Source organism: Bacillus salipaludis (assembly GCF_004358205.1).
In genome coordinates this window covers 1-15,274 of the sequence record NZ_SMYO01000035.1, presented here as the reverse complement: position 1 = coordinate 15,274, position 15,274 = coordinate 1, and the positions used below count along the sequence as shown (strand labels likewise).

18 protein-coding genes and 1 pseudogene are annotated in these 15,274 nt (G+C 35.9%); 8 read left to right on the top strand and 11 right to left on the bottom strand.

Features of this window, described 5'->3' with window-relative positions:
- Window positions 1-143: 143 nt before the first annotated feature.
- Window positions 144-563, bottom strand: coding sequence for a GNAT family N-acetyltransferase (locus E2K98_RS28640; protein WP_133340201.1), 420 nt, complete (start codon window positions 561-563; stop codon window positions 144-146).
- A 387-nt stretch (window positions 564-950) separates the two neighbouring features.
- On the opposite strand from E2K98_RS28640, the gene E2K98_RS31335 reads away from it, so the two are divergent.
- Window positions 951-1,109 (top strand): hypothetical protein, encoded by a 159-nt coding sequence (locus E2K98_RS31335; protein ID WP_165976422.1) that lies wholly within the window; start codon window positions 951-953, stop codon window positions 1,107-1,109.
- Window positions 1,110-1,309: 200 nt separating this feature from the next.
- On the opposite strand, the gene E2K98_RS31885 is transcribed toward E2K98_RS31335, so the two are convergent.
- Window positions 1,310-2,083, bottom strand: coding sequence for a hypothetical protein (locus tag E2K98_RS31885; RefSeq protein ID WP_235824962.1), 774 nt, complete (start codon window positions 2,081-2,083; stop codon window positions 1,310-1,312).
- Window positions 2,084-2,652: 569 nt separating this feature from the next.
- Between E2K98_RS31885 and E2K98_RS28630 the strand changes: the two genes are divergently transcribed.
- Window positions 2,653-2,970: a heterocycloanthracin/sonorensin family bacteriocin gene (locus E2K98_RS28630; RefSeq protein WP_133340199.1), complete on the top strand. Its 318-nt coding sequence runs from the start codon at window positions 2,653-2,655 to the stop codon at window positions 2,968-2,970.
- Between the two features lie 251 nt (window positions 2,971-3,221).
- Here the strand turns inward: E2K98_RS28630 and E2K98_RS31330 are convergent, their stop codons facing one another.
- Window positions 3,222-3,386: a hypothetical protein gene (locus E2K98_RS31330; protein WP_165976421.1), complete on the bottom strand. Its 165-nt coding sequence runs from the start codon at window positions 3,384-3,386 to the stop codon at window positions 3,222-3,224.
- A 272-nt stretch (window positions 3,387-3,658) separates the two neighbouring features.
- A complete protein-coding gene (locus E2K98_RS28625; protein WP_133340197.1) occupies window positions 3,659-5,470 on the bottom strand; it encodes a phospholipase C in 1,812 nt (603 codons plus the stop codon).
- 321 nt (window positions 5,471-5,791) lie between these two features.
- Between E2K98_RS28625 and E2K98_RS28620 the strand changes: the two genes are divergently transcribed.
- The 3 genes from E2K98_RS28620 (at window position 5,792) to E2K98_RS32160 (ending at window position 8,077) form a co-directional block, all read left to right on the top strand.
- Window positions 5,792-6,646: a WGR domain-containing protein gene (locus E2K98_RS28620; protein WP_133340195.1), complete on the top strand. Its 855-nt coding sequence runs from the start codon at window positions 5,792-5,794 to the stop codon at window positions 6,644-6,646.
- A 1,013-nt stretch (window positions 6,647-7,659) separates the two neighbouring features.
- On the top strand, window positions 7,660-7,851 hold the full coding sequence (locus E2K98_RS28615) for a hypothetical protein (RefSeq protein WP_133340193.1): 192 nt from the start codon (window positions 7,660-7,662) through the stop codon (window positions 7,849-7,851).
- A 100-nt stretch (window positions 7,852-7,951) separates the two neighbouring features.
- Window positions 7,952-8,077, top strand: a complete 126-nt coding sequence (locus E2K98_RS32160) for a hypothetical protein (RefSeq protein ID WP_268884146.1) — start codon at window positions 7,952-7,954, stop codon at window positions 8,075-8,077.
- Window positions 8,078-8,189: 112 nt separating this feature from the next.
- On the opposite strand, the gene E2K98_RS28610 is transcribed toward E2K98_RS32160, so the two are convergent.
- Entirely contained in the window at window positions 8,190-9,248 is a 1,059-nt protein-coding gene (locus E2K98_RS28610) for a ribonuclease E domain-containing protein (RefSeq protein ID WP_133340191.1), read from the bottom strand.
- A 1,008-nt stretch (window positions 9,249-10,256) separates the two neighbouring features.
- On the opposite strand from E2K98_RS28610, the gene E2K98_RS28605 reads away from it, so the two are divergent.
- On the top strand, window positions 10,257-10,457 hold the full coding sequence (locus E2K98_RS28605) for a hypothetical protein (protein WP_133340189.1): 201 nt from the start codon (window positions 10,257-10,259) through the stop codon (window positions 10,455-10,457).
- 682 nt (window positions 10,458-11,139) lie between these two features.
- On the opposite strand, the gene E2K98_RS28600 is transcribed toward E2K98_RS28605, so the two are convergent.
- From E2K98_RS28600 to E2K98_RS28580, 6 genes and pseudogenes are all read right to left on the bottom strand, one after another.
- Window positions 11,140-11,340, bottom strand: a complete 201-nt coding sequence (locus tag E2K98_RS28600; RefSeq protein WP_133340187.1) for a cold-shock protein — start codon at window positions 11,338-11,340, stop codon at window positions 11,140-11,142.
- 192 nt (window positions 11,341-11,532) lie between these two features.
- Window positions 11,533-11,730 (bottom strand): sporulation protein Cse60, encoded by a 198-nt coding sequence (locus tag E2K98_RS28595; protein ID WP_133340185.1) that lies wholly within the window; start codon window positions 11,728-11,730, stop codon window positions 11,533-11,535.
- Between the two features lie 327 nt (window positions 11,731-12,057).
- Window positions 12,058-12,534, bottom strand: coding sequence for a CarD family transcriptional regulator (locus tag E2K98_RS28590; protein ID WP_133340183.1), 477 nt, complete (start codon window positions 12,532-12,534; stop codon window positions 12,058-12,060).
- A 267-nt stretch (window positions 12,535-12,801) separates the two neighbouring features.
- Window positions 12,802-13,076: pseudogene (locus E2K98_RS28585) on the bottom strand (CPCC family cysteine-rich protein).
- Window positions 13,077-13,232: 156 nt separating this feature from the next.
- Complete coding sequence (locus E2K98_RS31325) at window positions 13,233-13,385, bottom strand: hypothetical protein (RefSeq protein ID WP_165976420.1); 153 nt, start codon at window positions 13,383-13,385, stop codon at window positions 13,233-13,235.
- Between the two features lie 470 nt (window positions 13,386-13,855).
- Entirely contained in the window at window positions 13,856-14,113 is a 258-nt protein-coding gene (locus tag E2K98_RS28580) for a hypothetical protein (RefSeq protein WP_133340181.1), read from the bottom strand.
- 373 nt (window positions 14,114-14,486) lie between these two features.
- On the opposite strand from E2K98_RS28580, the gene E2K98_RS28575 reads away from it, so the two are divergent.
- Both E2K98_RS28575 and E2K98_RS28570 read left to right on the top strand, forming a co-directional pair.
- A complete protein-coding gene (locus E2K98_RS28575; protein WP_133340179.1) occupies window positions 14,487-14,669 on the top strand; it encodes a hypothetical protein in 183 nt (60 codons plus the stop codon).
- 126 nt (window positions 14,670-14,795) lie between these two features.
- Window positions 14,796-15,005, top strand: a complete 210-nt coding sequence (locus E2K98_RS28570) for a hypothetical protein (protein ID WP_133340177.1) — start codon at window positions 14,796-14,798, stop codon at window positions 15,003-15,005.
- The last annotated feature ends 269 nt before the right edge of the window (window positions 15,006-15,274 follow it).

The following is a 15,274-nucleotide window of genomic DNA, read 5'->3' as shown; positions in this document are numbered from 1 at the left end:
GCTATTGGCTAACAGTTCCTACTGCCAAGCCTGTAGTGGACTTTCACCACCAAGTTATCGCCCATGCCGGGCGCACATAAGAAAAGGGAAATGCCGCAGCATTCCCCTCTTTTACATAAGCACCCGTAGTTGAACAAGGAAAATTACTCTAAATACTCGTGACTTAGACTTGGATTTAAATATCTTCCCATTCCTGTTTTCAGCTTTTTTAATCCAAGTTTTTGATAAAATCCTTCATTACCAGTTGTTGATATTAAATGTACACAAGAAACATTTCTAAGCTTATCCAATAAAAACTCCATTATTTTTTTAGCTATTCCTTGCCTTTGAAAATGTCGATGAACGACTACATCATAAATTGCGGCATTAAAAACGCCATCTGTCATTCCTCTGCCAATTCCAATAATTCTTCCATTGACCTTAACTAAGGCTATGACATTACTTTCATCGAATATTTTTCTAATGATCTCGTTTGTATGTTTCGTCCACCCAACTGAAGCATAAATTTCCTTCATTTCATCGAGATTTGAATTGGTGAAATCACTTTGAATTTCTATATCCATTTATACTCCCCCTATAATACGCATATCTAAGTTTTTAAATTTTACCATAATTTCAGTGGTTTTTTTTAAACTAATCTCCTAGTTAACTTATGTACATTTCTTCTCAATCTTCACAACACAATTTAATAGGTTATTCCACAATCTGGCCTGTTTGTGGAATAACAATCGTCTGCTCCAGTAGAGGGAATCTAAGTAAAAAATGAACCTCGAAATACAAAAATGTCAATAATTTGTAACAATTAGAATCGGCATAAGGATATGAGCATGTTATAATCGTCCTTGTTAGAAATAACCATACTCCTATTCACTTCAATTGCTTCTAAAGTCACTTATCCATTCACAAAACACGGGGGTATAAATTTATCTTTTAATTGGGGGATTTATTTAATGTGGGTAATTACTGTCCATTCAAAAGAACAAACTAGAATGTTTGAGTTTGACACAGAAAGAGAAGCAAGAGAAACTTTCGAGAAAATTCAGGGTAACAAAGTCCTTTCAGAGGTTATCTATTTCAATGATTCTTACTTAGCAATCGCTGCTGTTTAGGATTCTTACCACGATTTATTCATTTAAAAAATTGAGTAAGCGAATGTAACCTAATCGTTAATACGTTGTTGTAAAAAGCCCTCTGATTTCTGTTGAATTGGAGGGCTTTACTTTTTGAACAATGACACCATTAGTTCTTTATTACTGCACTTCCCATTTGAATTTTCCATTATACTGTCATGGTAGTTGAATAATTTTTTCTAATTTTGTATTAAAGAATTGTTCTTAATCATTTCTTCTACATAAGTTTGTAAATTAGTATATGGTGAGTGTCCTTCTAGGAATTGAAATACTTCAGATAAGGGTGAAATAACAATATCCCTCTTTTGGGAATAAAGAACACTTTGATTCTCTCTACTATCTAATCCAGCAAAATTAACAGAATACTCTTTTACTGAATCGATCTCGTACCAGTTAAAGTCCTGGTTTATTTTACGTTTAATCACTTCCCCAATGTATGCACCGATTCGACGCACGAAATTATCTTTGTGCTCATTCAGAATCTTAGTATTCATTAATCTTTTTGAGTACATATCAATAAATCGTATGCTTCCAATAGTGAAATCTAAATTTTCTTTCGTAAGGTTCTCTTTATCCCAAGGATCATCTGAAACATCCTGATACATTAATTTCGCTATACCTTTTAAATTATCTTTCCTTAATGAGGGATTTCTACTAAATATCAATGGTGCAAAGTTTACATAAATAGAACTCAAAAAGGCACCTATAATAATACTTATATAATTAAATTTACCATATTTTTCATTAAGGGAACCTTTCTCTAACTCTAAGATGAATGTAAAGAGAGCGATTATTAAAATTAAAACAGTTCTGGTGAATTTAAATTTATACTTTCGAGGCTTACCAAGTAATTTGTTATCAAATATTTTGTGATGAAAATTGGTTTTATTTATCAACCAATCAAAGATGCCATAAAAAATAACAAATATTATAGAAAACGCAAGAAATTTCATTTTTTCATACCTCTTCTCAAGCTAGCTTTTACATTGTTATTAACCAGCGTATTCTACTATACTCATCATTTTTTGCATACGGAAATTTAATCCTTTATTTAATACCCCTTGTTGACCTAACCTGCCCCAAAGTTGAATAAGGTATATTTCACTTCACGTTTTCGTTTTGACAAAAGACAAAGTGATCATCTGGCCCCAAGATGTGCAGATGACCACAAAAAAGCAATGCTGAAAAAATGCATTGTTATTCTTCAAGTCTTGCACCCGTTACTTTAAGTGCATTCTTTCACATTCTAAATCCTAGTTTTCATACAATGATTCATCAACTTCAACAGTATATCAGATTAATCAACCACAAGTTTTTATGTAATGAATCAGCATATAATACTACCTCAAAGTGAAATAGGCACTTAAATCAGTGACAATGACCTAACAGAAATCATAATTTGTTGAAGAGAGTACAGGTATATATAATGGTTTCATTTAAACGAAACTGACGAATAACCCTCGTTCATCTCTCTATATAGGTGTATGACTAACCTAATTAATAAATACAAATGGAGGAAAAAATGCAGAATCTTCAAAATGAACTTCAAATGTTAGGAATGGATAATTTCCAAGTTGGTAATTTAATTACCATTGATCCAAACATCAATGATCCGCGTCATTTTGGCGGAATGCGTTGCGGCGGCGGTATGCGTTGTGGTGGTGGCATGATGTGTGGTGGAATGCGTTGCGGCGGTATGCGTTGCGGGGGCTTTCGTTGTGGAGGATTCCGATGTTTCGGTTGCTTCGGCTGCTTCGGCTGTGGCGGCTGTGGTGGTTGTGGTAGTTGTTATAGCGGATACAACGATTACAACGGTTACAACGGTTGGTACAATTACTAATTTACAAAAGAAAAAATGGATATCTATTGAAATAAAGTGCCCATGCATAATTTGCCGCAAGGGCACTTCTTTCCTGATTATAATCTTGGACAAAAAATCGTACATTAACTGATGGTGCACAATCGTAACCATTAGGAATTCGTTCTTTCACTAACCTGCCCCGTTAGCTCAATTAAAAAAGGCTGCCACAGCAACCTCCCCTTCTTAAATTCAAACACCCGTTAGCGTTAACTTAAGCTGTTTATTCATTATTAATCTTCATCTTTGTTTCTTTGGTCCGACCAATCCCAATAGGCATCATAAACCTCATCGTGGAGAAATCCTTCGTTCTCTTCTTCTTCATTAGGCTCGCTTAGTGTTAATCCAAGCCAAGTATCATCAAGCTCAACATCTTCTGGGTCTCTTACAGCGTCCAATAAGGAAAAAACATCGTGAAATGCCCCAAGAATAGTATCTCTAACTGTTTTTTAAATAGCTAATAAGGCTACATCATCAAATTTATATTTTTTTAAAGCAGCTACTACTTCTTCGCTCAATTTAAACTCAGCCCATACAACCGTTGTCACCCACAAGTGACAAGTGATGCCACTTCCTATCTTACATTTTATATCTTTGAATTGTATGAATAAAAAAATGACTCAGTCGGTCCCATATAGACCTTCCGAGTCAGCCTAAAATATGATTTATGTTATTTACTATTCACAACAATGTTGTTACCCTGTTTTTCCATTGACCAACCAAGTATATCAACTGCAGACTTAAGCGGAATATAGGTGATACCTGTTTCACTCTTGATAGCAGGTGTTATAAGATGTACTGGTTTATTATCTACAAACGCTGTACTCCCCTGCACCTTCCATTCAATGTCTTTTTGATTTGTTGTTAGGACCAGACGATTTTCTTTTGTTTGAGTCACTGAACCATTAATGCTACGGGCAAAATCGTCTAATGGGACCATTACATTACCTTTTTTGTCTACAAATGACGCTTCACCAGGATGGCTTACGCCCAATAAGGCATTGTTTAGCTGTACTTCAACAACTGGCCCATTGGAAGACTTGGCAGTTAAATCACCATCGTTAAACATGTAAGGCAAGAAATTAGGATGTTCAAAATCAAACATATCTAACATATTGTTGGCATTTGCATCCTTGCTGTTCAATGCAGGTAAACCATAGTTCCATTCCAGGAACTTCAAAACCGAAGCATGGTCATATTGAACGTGGCTTACATAGTTCTCTTTTGCATATGGGGAGATGACCATTGCCGGAATGCGTGGTCCATCACCTTTTAATCCATCCGCGTTAGGATTTACAGTTGGAGGGGCGATATGATCAAAGAATCCGCCGCCTTCATCATACGTAACAATAATGGCTGTATCTTTCCAATATGGGCTGCTCATGATTTTGTTAATCGTATTTACTGTAAATTCTTCTGCTGATGGAGTACTTTGGTTTCCAGTACCAGGATGTTCATCATCTCCATAACCAGCCTTTATAAAACTAACCGCAGGAAGATTGTCATTATCGATATCCTTTGCGAAGTTATTGTAATCTTTTAGATTATTATCATATTTCCCATCCTCATAGTTTTGGAAATACTGGAACGGGTTATGGTGCGGTGAATACGTCTTTGCTTCAGCTGAAGCCGGATCTGCTTTTGCAGCATCCCATCCCCCAGCATACCATGCCCAGGATTGGTTCGATGCGCTTAACTCATCGCCAATATTTTTGTAAGTGAGATTATATTTTAGTCCATTGGTGCTATCCCCGCCAAATGGACCGTTTTTAGGAGATGGGTCACCCGTAATTTGAGCCTTAGGATTTGTGTTTGTATTCGTGGTTTCATTTCCGTTTCCAGATTGCGCTGCCACTAAATAGAATGCACCTGGCGTTGACGGTCCATAAACAGGCTGAAAATAGTTGTCCGCCATCGCGAAATGTTGAGCATACTGCCAATAAGCAGGAATTTCATTGTAATCAAAATAAGACATAGATAGTAAACCCTTGTCATTTGTATCAGTAGGCTTGCCACTATCATGATTCACCTGATAGAACTTATCCATTTTTCCTTCATCGGCCATGGAGATCATAGCTGTATAACCATGATTTACATCTGTTTCTTGGATTTCACCCTTACCTGCATCATGCCAAGGATATACCGGATTTCCATTTGAATCAGGGTTATAGACATTCCCGTTAACATCTCTTGGTACACTACCTGTTACATATTTGAAATTTCTAACATCCTTAGGTGTTCCGGGAAGTGATTTAAATCCACGAGCATAAGGATATGTTCCAAAATAATTATCAAACGTACGGTTCTCCTGAAAAATTACTACTGTATGTTTTATCGGGGAAACTGTTTTTAATTCAGGAGCAAATTGCTTTTCTACTGATGCGGTTTTAGGAACCTCAGCGTTTACCTTCCCAACAAAAGGTGCTGCCATAAGCGATAATACTGTTAATGATAATGTGACTGTACGTATTCCTTTTCTCAATTAGAATCTCCTCCACGAATCTCTAAATATTATTTCTTTCAATAATATTTAACTAAAAGAATGTAAAGTAATAGGAAAGAGAGTGTAAATGAAGTGTAAAAAATCATTAGAATCTGATGAGAAATAATAATAACTATCTTGGAGAGATACGTGGGCTTAAAGGAAGAAAGGAACGCTCAACCAACTAGAATTTTGGATGTGCGTATATCCCATTAAAGACACAAGAAATGGCAATCGCTACATTGGAGATATATGAGATAGGTACTTTTTTATTAAACCAAACCTTTTTTGGGTTATACTTTTAAGAAGGAGAGATTTACTATGGTGAGAGTTATATCTATTCATTCAGCCAATCTTCCACTATTTTTGATTACAGACGTAGAACAAAGAGCTGTTTTAAACTATGCTTCTTTAAAGGGAAATTCAAATAAATACTATATCATAGAATTTCATCAAGGAGATGGGGATTACCCTTTTCGCATCTATACAGAATATGGGCGTATAGGTAGGAATCCTCGCAAAGAAGGAAGATTTTTTAATAGTAGGTTGTCTGCCAAAGAGGAATTTAATCATATTCTTTCTTCAAAACGTGCAAAAGGATATGAACATATTTTGGTCGATGATGATGATTTCTTTATTCCTACAGTGACTCAACTCCCAATCAAAACGAGTTCAATGGATTCACTCAAAGGAAAAGAAAAAATGGTAGGCATTATCGAAGAAAAACAACAAGAAGAAACCAGAACGTCCTATTCCCCACTCGAACCACTTGGAAAACTATCAGATACCCAAATAGCGAGAGGGTTTCAAATATTGGATAAAATAGAAGAAAAGTTACATTCAGGTTCTAATGATTTTGATAATTTATCGAATCAATTTTATTCTATTATTCCTACATTTTTTGGAAATAAAATCGATTATCATCAATTCATCATTAATAACTTTTCTAAACTTGTTGAAAAGAGGAATTTATTAGAAGGCTTGAATTTGGCAACAAAAGCAGAAAATTCGTTTGAGTACACATACACATCCACTCAGCGTCATCACAACACATTGCATTTTCGAACAAAAGAATACAATCGATTAATTGATAATACCCACGATACCAAACATCACCTTCTTGATGACCATCAAGAACTTTTACAAACAATGATTCATCGTTATTTTAATGAATAAAAAGCACAGGTTCAGATTTCCTGTGCCTCCCCCTTTTCTATTCGCATGTAAACTTCATTTATTGAAATCCCCACCAACTACGTTTCTATCTTTCTTATCATAATAATGGATAAGGGGCAAGGGGAGGTTCTTCCCTTGCGGGTTTGGGCAGGGCCCAAGGTTTGCAGGGTTGGAGATCGTTTGGATATAAAGAAAAAACTTCACAAAGGCCTCAAAAAATTGTTCGTCTTTTGTACCAAAATGAAGTTTCGGCATCAGTACTTAAAAGTTATGAAGCTATTTTTAATTTAGTAAACTTAAGTAGAGGTCCCTGTAATCTAACTGTTGTTCTTCAATAATAAAACTGTTGTTTTTCATTCATAAAACTGTAACCAAGCCCTGATATAGTAAATATGACCAATTCCAAAGATAACATTTTTCCCTAATAAAAAGCCGGACTTCCTGTGATATGAGGAAAGCCGGCTTTTTAATTCCCTTATCAGCCTGAACAGTACACCGTATAAAACCAATTGAGTGGATATCTTGGCCGTCCGTATTTGTAGGGATGCAGAAGACCAGCAATTTAACAGTAATTCTAGGGTTTTAGAGTGGCTTTTTTCCTGTTCCTCATCCCTTATAGCTTCTAGGTTTACCCAATATTGTTTTCCTTCAAGTTCATATAAAAAAGTTGGTGCTTGACGAATGTGATGATGATGACGATAAAGGGGAATATGAATAAAGTTTCCCCTAAATATGGGTGATGTTTTTCTGTGTTCTTATTGAACTAATCTGCCACGTTAGTGGAACAAGAAAAAAGGCTGCCGTAGCAACCTGATCTTATTCAACTCTAGCACCCAATAGTTTAAGTACAATATTTCACAATCTGTCATCCATATCCTGTACTATTTTTTTCTGCTTGTACAGGTGTGCATAGTAGGTAATCACCTAATTTGAATAAAGATAAGCTCTTTCCTAGTTATAGGTCATATCATGAAATAGACTAGACATTCTCCCTCAAATAAGTAGGTGAAAACATGAATTTAGATATGAGATCCTATATGCCTTATTATTATGGAACAGGCTATATGCCATATCCTTACTACGGAACCCATATGGGATACGGATATCCTTCTTATGGAATTGGGTACCATCCTCATTATCATCATACGCAAGACACAACTTTTGCCGTTCCTTTTAGATACCCAACCTCTTTTTTGTTACCATAACAGGGATTTTAGGAAGTACGCAAACTAAAAACCCCTTGGACGTGAACTGCACTGCACCCCAATTGTTTGACACAAATAACAATTGGAGGTGTAGTTTTTTATGGGGAAGTTTTCATTTGAAGTTAAACTGAAGGCGGTTCATGTACCACTAAAATTTCTCTTATTAAACTATCCTGCCACTTTAGTTGAAGAAGAAAAAGGCTGGCTTTTTGTGCCTTTGCTTTAAGGAAATCATCCGTTACTTTATAAGAAGCAAAAAAACCGATTTATGAAATCGGTTTTAAAGTGAACGTTTTAACTTTATAAAAAATTATTAGGTGAAGAGTTGACTAATTGCACTAAATAATTTTATCTGGGATTGAATTCCCATTATTACCTTTTACCCCCTCTTTTGCCTTTACTGCCTTTTGAACCGCTGCTACCTTTTGAACCTTTACTCCCTTTTGAACCGCTGCTGCCTTTTGAACCTTTACTCCCTTTTGAACCGCTGCTACCTTTTGAACCTTTACTCCCTTTTGAACCGCTGCTACCTTTTGAACCTTTACTCCCTTTTGAACCGCTGCTGCCTTTTGAACCTTTACTCCCTTTTGAACCGCTGCTACCTTTTGAACCTTTACTCCCTTTTGAACCGCTGCTACCTTTTGAACCTTTACTCCCTTTTGAACCGCTGCTGCCTTTTGAACCTTTACTCCCTTTTGTACCGCTACTGCCGCTGGATCCGCTGCTACTGCTACTGCTACTGGATCTCCTTCTGCCATGACTGCCGCTGGATCCGCTGCTACTGCTGCTGGATCTCCTTTTACCATGACTGCCGCTGGATCCGCTGCTACTGCTACTGCTACTGGATCTCCTTCTGCCATGACTGCCGCTGGATCCGCTGCTACTGCTGCTGGATCTCCTTTTACCATGACTGCCGCTGGATCCGCTGCTACTGCTACTGCTACTGGATCTCCTTCTGCCATGACTGCCGCTGGATCCGCTGCTACTGCTGCTGGATCTCCTTTTGCCATGACTGCCGCTGGATCCGCTGCTACTGCTACTGCTGCTGGATCTCCTTCTGCCATGACTGCCGCTGGATCCGCTGCTACTGCTACTGCTGCTGGATCTCCTTCTGCCGTGACTGCCACTGGACCCGCTGCTACCGTGACTGCCGCTGGACCCGCTACTACCGTGACTGCCGCTGGACCCGCTGCTACCGTGACTGCCGCTGGACCCGCTGCTACCGTGACTGCCACTGGACCCGCTGCTACCGTGACTGCCACTGGACCCGCTGCTACCGTGACTGCCACTGGACCCGCTGCTACCGTGACTGCCACTGGACCCGCTGCTACCGTGACTGCCACTGGACCCGCTGCTACCGTGACTGCCACTGGACCCGCTGCTACCGTGACTGCCACTGGACCCGCTGCTGCCTTTTTTACCTTTGCTACCTTTTGACTTAGGTCCTTTTCCTAACTTTGCTTTAACTTCTACTGGATTACTATCAAGAAAATCAACTACACCATTTTCCTTTGCTACAGAAAGCAATTGTTCCATGTCAAGTTTTAAAACCATTTAACCAACCTCTTTCAATAAATTATTGTTCACCTGATAAATTATGAAAAAAAAATTATATGGTAACTGAAAAAAGAAAAAGCGGCTTCATTGACAGCCTCGATCTTCTACTCTTTCACACGTTAGCTCAATAATCGGTAAAAATTAACACATTAATTAACAAAGCTTAATAATAAGACCTATGTAATCCTTTTAAGACAATTTAAAACCCCTGAAGATATTGCTCCAAGGGTTAAATCCATTTTGTAAGTTAACAACAGTACCCGTGATGGAATCCATGATGATCGTGGAAAGGACAGCCACCATAACCCATACCGTAACCAAAGAATTGTCTTTCCATTTTATATCTCCGCCTCAAATTGTTTCAAAAATAGTGTATGTGTCCATGTTTAAAAAGGTATAGATATTTGCCAATTTGTAAGATGTATTCTTGGCTGTTATTTTATTTGCGGTATAGTATCTCCTCATTGTACTTGTGTTCACAAGGCAATTAGCAACAGTCAAAAATTCACTACCTTCTTGTTAAACTAACCTGCCCCTTTAGTGCAATAAGAAAAGCTGCCTTAATGACAGCTCGATCTGTAACTCTTGCACCCTTTAGTTTAAGTGTAAACCTTCACAAACTCTTTGGTGGAAGTAAATCTTATTTGAAGAATCCCCATAATAAGGTAATATTGGTACATTAGCATTACTACTTTACCTTGCGTGTGCTTTCATCACCGAGCCATACCATCAATATTTTGTAAAAGGCAATCGTGTAATGAAACAAGGAAGTAACTGACCTTTAATTGAAATTTATGAATCGATTTCAATATATTGTAAAAAATAAAAAAAGACAGCGGAGGTTACACATGTTAGATGATAAAAGTCCTTTAAGTGCATCGGAGATTGGAATGCTTTGGCTTACATACATGGAAAAAACAATGATTCTAAGTAATGGATTTAAGCAAAAACGATCTCAAGCTTTAAATTATCTTATAACTCCAATTGAAAAGTCAATTACGACATACCAAAATATTGCAACACTAATTAGAAACCATATAACTCATTAGCTCTATTTTTGTAAAATTCATCATTATTCCCTCTAATGAAACAAAGAGCATCATAGCGATGGTCTTTGTTATTCGAATATTCATCCACTAACCAGCTTCGTTAGTGGAACAAGGACTTCTCATTTAGTGCATATTTATTTCGTAATACACATTTGTCAAAAGGTCTTGATTAGCAACGGACAGATTTTTTCACAATATATGGAATAAAATAATATAACTAAGAGCAAGGTTAGCCTTCCACATACATTGAGATTACATCAATACCTTGCTTCTTTTTTATAGCTACAAGACTAATGCCCAAGAATTACTTGCTATTTCCCATAGAATAGAGTGTCAAATAATAATTGCCAACCAGTTATGAATTTTGAAGGCATCAAAAGTGCCTTTTTTTTTGCGACACCTATTTGCTTTCAGATTCCATATTCAAGGATTGTACTCAACTAAGAAAAAAACATCCATATATATTATTGGGTAGTTTTTTCTCATTTCAAATGAGAAAAAGCTGCTTTCCAGCCACTCTAATTTATACGAATTAGGAGATTCCCTAATTGTATGCTACACTTAGTTTACCATTTGATTTACTGTTTTCATGTTCCCCACTCATTCGTGAGTGGGGTTTTTGTTTTTTAAGAAAAATAAAAAACAGACTCTACTATAAGAGCCTGTTTAAAGGATTCTATAATTAAGCTTTGTGTACGTTAACTGCTTGAGGTCCACGTTGACCTTTTTCAAGGTCAAAAGTCACTTCTTGACCTTCTTCTAATGTTTTGTACCCTTCGCCTTGAATCGCTGAGAAATGAACGAATACATCTTCTCCACCTTCACGTTCGATGAATCCGAAGCCTTTTTCGCCATTAAACCATTTTACTTTACCTTTTTCCATGTTTGTTGCCTCCTAGTGTGTAAACACACACAATGTAATACTATCCTTGCTCTCAGTGATCATCAAGACGAAAAGTTCAAACTCATACAAATCCTTTACACCGAACAAAAATAATTCTATTTAATCATAGCATTTTTTGTAAGATATTGCAAGAAGACAAAAAATCCAACACAAAAACTGTTTTGAGGCTTGCTATTTCTTAAATATTATCATTGCAGAATATTTTGTATCTGGATAAACCCCATACTCTGTATGGGTGCTTACAGCAAGAGGAACAGAATTGTATTTAACATCTATAAGCTTTCCTTCCTCTAATGAGCCAACAAACTCATTAACTACTCGAATAAGTTCTTCGAAGTCTGTACTTTGAAAACCTTTTACCTCATACATTTATTCTCTCTCCTTTCATGGAGCATTTGTACAATATAAATTCCTATGAGCACCAATATTTAAAACATAAGAAAAAACCTCTTTTAAAACAAAAGGGTTGTCTTTAAGTGACCCCACATTAATTCAAAAGTTGTATGACCGCACCAGTTGATAAAATTTTTAAATAAAATTGACATTTTTTTACATATCTAATAAAAATGGAATTAAAAGGAAAAATTTATACTTTCTAATGATGTTAGAAATTAAGAGGATATGAATAATTATGATTTGAGTGGTTAAGATATTTTCACAATGACCGCGTGAAAGTTAAACTTTGAAATAAATTACTTATCCTACCTTGTTGCTTAATAAATCTATTGCCTGATTTTCAGTGATACCTCTAATTAAACCAAGTTCACTAATAAACATCTTTCGTGCACTTTCCAGCATCTGCTTTTCACTTGAATTAAGTGATTTATTTTTGTTTATCCGCATTAAATCCCGTACAACTTCAGCTCCTTCTTGGATATTACCTGTTCTAAGTTTTGCCGTATTAATCTTGTATCTTTCTTTCATTGAAAGGGTTGTATCGGTTAGACCATGATGGAAAATGTTCAATACGTTTTCAAGAGTAGTCATATCGATAACTAAGCGAATCCGTGATTTGTGTACTTTTGCAATAGGAATCATAACTTGCATTTTATTCATTAGCATATTTATTATAAAATACTGAAGTTTCTCACCTTGAATTTCCTTTATTTCTATTGCTTCAATAACTCCTGCTCCCTGCATAGGATAAACAATATAATCACCAACTTGAAACAACTAACCACCTCCAAATATAAAACATCTTAAGTATACCACATAAAACCTAAATAACAAATTTATTATATTATCATTTGTTATTAGTTAATGTCAACAAAATTATTTCCTGAGTCGTGTGTAAAAAACAATGGGATCGCCGCCCATTGTTTTTTTATAGTGAGAAAATAGGTAAATTGTTAGACTGCATCCTTAGCACAATAAAAAAAGGCTACCTTTAGTGATAGCCTTTGCTTAAAGGAAAGCCAAGGTTAATTGAAGGTGGAATAATTATTTCTCAGCAAATGCTTTCCAATTTATATACCTTGCTTCTTCAATAGTTGGTTTTCTACCATTCTTTATAAAACTTTCTTCTATTGCTCGAACTTCAAAAAATTCTTTTGACTATCTCACAAGGATAAATCGTTTGCACCGCCCCAATAGTCAAAATCTTTTGCTTGAACATAATCATCCTTCCAAAAACAAACTTTACATATACTGTCGGTCCCATGAGGTTTCTATTCTAAAGTCTTATAACCACAACAAGGGCAGGGAAACTCTTCCATTTATTTTCACCTTTTTAATGTAAATATTTCTTTAATTTTATCATAGCTTTTTAAACTAACTTGCTACCTTTAGTTCAAGAAGAAAAAAGGATCGACTCAGCGGTCAACCATCTGAAGTGAACCCACTACTCTAAATTGAGATGGGCATACAAACAGTTAAAGTCTCTTTAAACTCATTCTTTTATCAATTTTCATTATAATATTTTCGTAAATTTCTGCTTGTTCACCTGTACATCGATCATTTTTACTTTCTGTATTAAGTAGCCTTCTTAATAGTTCCATTTCTCTATCGGTTAAATTAATTTGCATTTGTTTTTCCTCCCTTAATGTGATTATCACCACAACCAATAATATGATGGAGTAGAAAAATATAGTACGTGCAAACTTTTTACTTTTAAACCATAAAGAATAGCCCTTCTCACTCGAGAGGGGCTTATTGCAAAAAGGGAGCAGACTTTTCTCTTAACAGGTTACCCTTTTGAGTCCCTTAACGAATTATCCGAAGGTAATTTTATTCGAAGCAGCAAGCGTTCAAAATCTGTTTATCTAACATATTTTCCTTCTTCAGCTAACCTGCCCTATTTGTTTTTCCATTGCTTTTTTTCTGCCCCAACCAGATAGTTTAATGGTTTCTTGAATAGTATCCATTAACTCCACCCCCGTGTATTGTATTTATCTAATTTGATTATAAATTGCAGTCCCTCATTTTACCAGTTATTTAAGACAAATGTCCCATTAGTTCAATCAAAAAAGAGTCGCATTAACGACCCTTAACACGCTCAGTTTCCTCTCGCTAACATCGGTTGCACATCATGCAACTTTACTTTAAAGAAAAACTTATAGACATTAGATCCCACAACTGAATATGTAACATAATCAGCCTTCAAAAGTCTCATTCGACTATCCATAAGAAAAGCATCTGTAACACTTTCTTCTTCAAACTGTTCGATTATGCTATTGATTATGTTGGTGTTCTCATAATCAACTTCTCGTAAAATCTCTTGGGTGTCAGCATTGATAAATTGCATTTTGAACAAATTAAAGCACCTCCCAAATTATGATACGGATTAAGCATATCTTATTTGGAAAGTGTTTTTTGGAATAGTTATGAAATATGGGTGACAGATTCCACTTCTATTTTATTTCTAAGGAACATAATTGACTAAAGAGTGGCATGGAGTTTTCATCCAAGCCATATTTACTTTTTATTTTTCGCTTTGTTTCATTAAAGCACCCCTTAGCTGAATAAGGAAAAATTCCGTTTATACAACTTTCCATGCTCTGTCCCTACCGCTGATTTTCACCTCTTTCCCCTGTATATCCAGGATTTTCAGACTGTATATGCCTAATGGCTCTCAAGTCAGTATCCTGGGCATAATACAGGTTATATACATTTGAGAGGGGGATAGTATGAGGCTAAGAAATGGAGATTTTTATACAAATGTTTTTACCAATAAGTTATATAGGTTAAATGAAGATAAAGATAGCAGCTGGTACTTGAGTTTGCTTGATGAAGAAGGTTATCATGAAACAGAAAAGATATCAGGGCGTGATATGATTAGATTGGTAGAAGGTAGGTATAAAAAAAAATAAAAAAGCTACCATAGTACCAGCAGATTTTTTTAGTGGAAAGTAGGTAAAACATGAAACAATATAAGATGTTCCAAGGAAAAAATCGCCTTTATGTCGAATATAGTAGATGATAAAGGGGATTATCCAATGAATAAAGTTGAGTTATTAAAAAAATTACTAAATAGTAGTCGAGGTAATTTGTTTTCAATAGAGATTCCTACTACAAAAGAAAATGAAAAAAAGATTCAAGAATTGGTTAGAGTATTAGAAACAGAAAAAAGAATTAAATTAAGAGAATATGTACAGAGAGAATACTCAGTTTACTTACATGGAATAATTAAGTATGCATCCGAATAATCGGATGCTTTTTTAATGGAGTGATTCACCATAGGATTCTTCAAGTTATACAGTAAGCCAAGATGTGCATAGAATTTTTATGAGATTTAAAAATTGTGAACCTTCATAACCCATAGAGCCAATGGAATCCCTTGGACATCTATTTTCTTAAATTAACCCGCTTCTTTAGTCGAATAAGAGAAAGTAGGGAAGCCTCTCTCGAGGCTTCCCCCTTATCAAACCGTACGTGCCCTATTAAGGCATACGGCTTACCAAATGTTACAATGTTT

What these genes read in the sequence shown, in the direction of transcription:
- E2K98_RS28640 (WP_133340201.1), bottom strand. Translation starts at nt 563, where the DNA reads ATGGATATAGAAATTCAAAGTGATTTCACCAATTCAAATCTCGATGAA.
- E2K98_RS31335 (WP_165976422.1), top strand. Translation starts at nt 951, where the DNA reads ATGTGGGTAATTACTGTCCATTCAAAAGAACAAACTAGAATGTTTGAG.
- E2K98_RS31885 (WP_235824962.1), bottom strand. Translation starts at nt 2,083, where the DNA reads ATGAAATTTCTTGCGTTTTCTATAATATTTGTTATTTTTTATGGCATC.
- E2K98_RS28630 (WP_133340199.1), top strand. Translation starts at nt 2,653, where the DNA reads ATGCAGAATCTTCAAAATGAACTTCAAATGTTAGGAATGGATAATTTC.
- E2K98_RS28620 (WP_133340195.1), top strand. Translation starts at nt 5,792, where the DNA reads ATGGTGAGAGTTATATCTATTCATTCAGCCAATCTTCCACTATTTTTG.
- E2K98_RS28615 (WP_133340193.1), top strand. Translation starts at nt 7,660, where the DNA reads ATGAATTTAGATATGAGATCCTATATGCCTTATTATTATGGAACAGGC.
- E2K98_RS32160 (WP_268884146.1), top strand. Translation starts at nt 7,952, where the DNA reads ATGGGGAAGTTTTCATTTGAAGTTAAACTGAAGGCGGTTCATGTACCA.
- E2K98_RS28605 (WP_133340189.1), top strand. Translation starts at nt 10,257, where the DNA reads ATGTTAGATGATAAAAGTCCTTTAAGTGCATCGGAGATTGGAATGCTT.
- E2K98_RS28600 (WP_133340187.1), bottom strand. Translation starts at nt 11,340, where the DNA reads ATGGAAAAAGGTAAAGTAAAATGGTTTAATGGCGAAAAAGGCTTCGGA.
- E2K98_RS28595 (WP_133340185.1), bottom strand. Translation starts at nt 11,730, where the DNA reads ATGTATGAGGTAAAAGGTTTTCAAAGTACAGACTTCGAAGAACTTATT.
- E2K98_RS31325 (WP_165976420.1), bottom strand. Translation starts at nt 13,385, where the DNA reads ATGCAAATTAATTTAACCGATAGAGAAATGGAACTATTAAGAAGGCTA.
- E2K98_RS28575 (WP_133340179.1), top strand. Translation starts at nt 14,487, where the DNA reads ATGAGGCTAAGAAATGGAGATTTTTATACAAATGTTTTTACCAATAAG.
- E2K98_RS28570 (WP_133340177.1), top strand. Translation starts at nt 14,796, where the DNA reads ATGAATAAAGTTGAGTTATTAAAAAAATTACTAAATAGTAGTCGAGGT.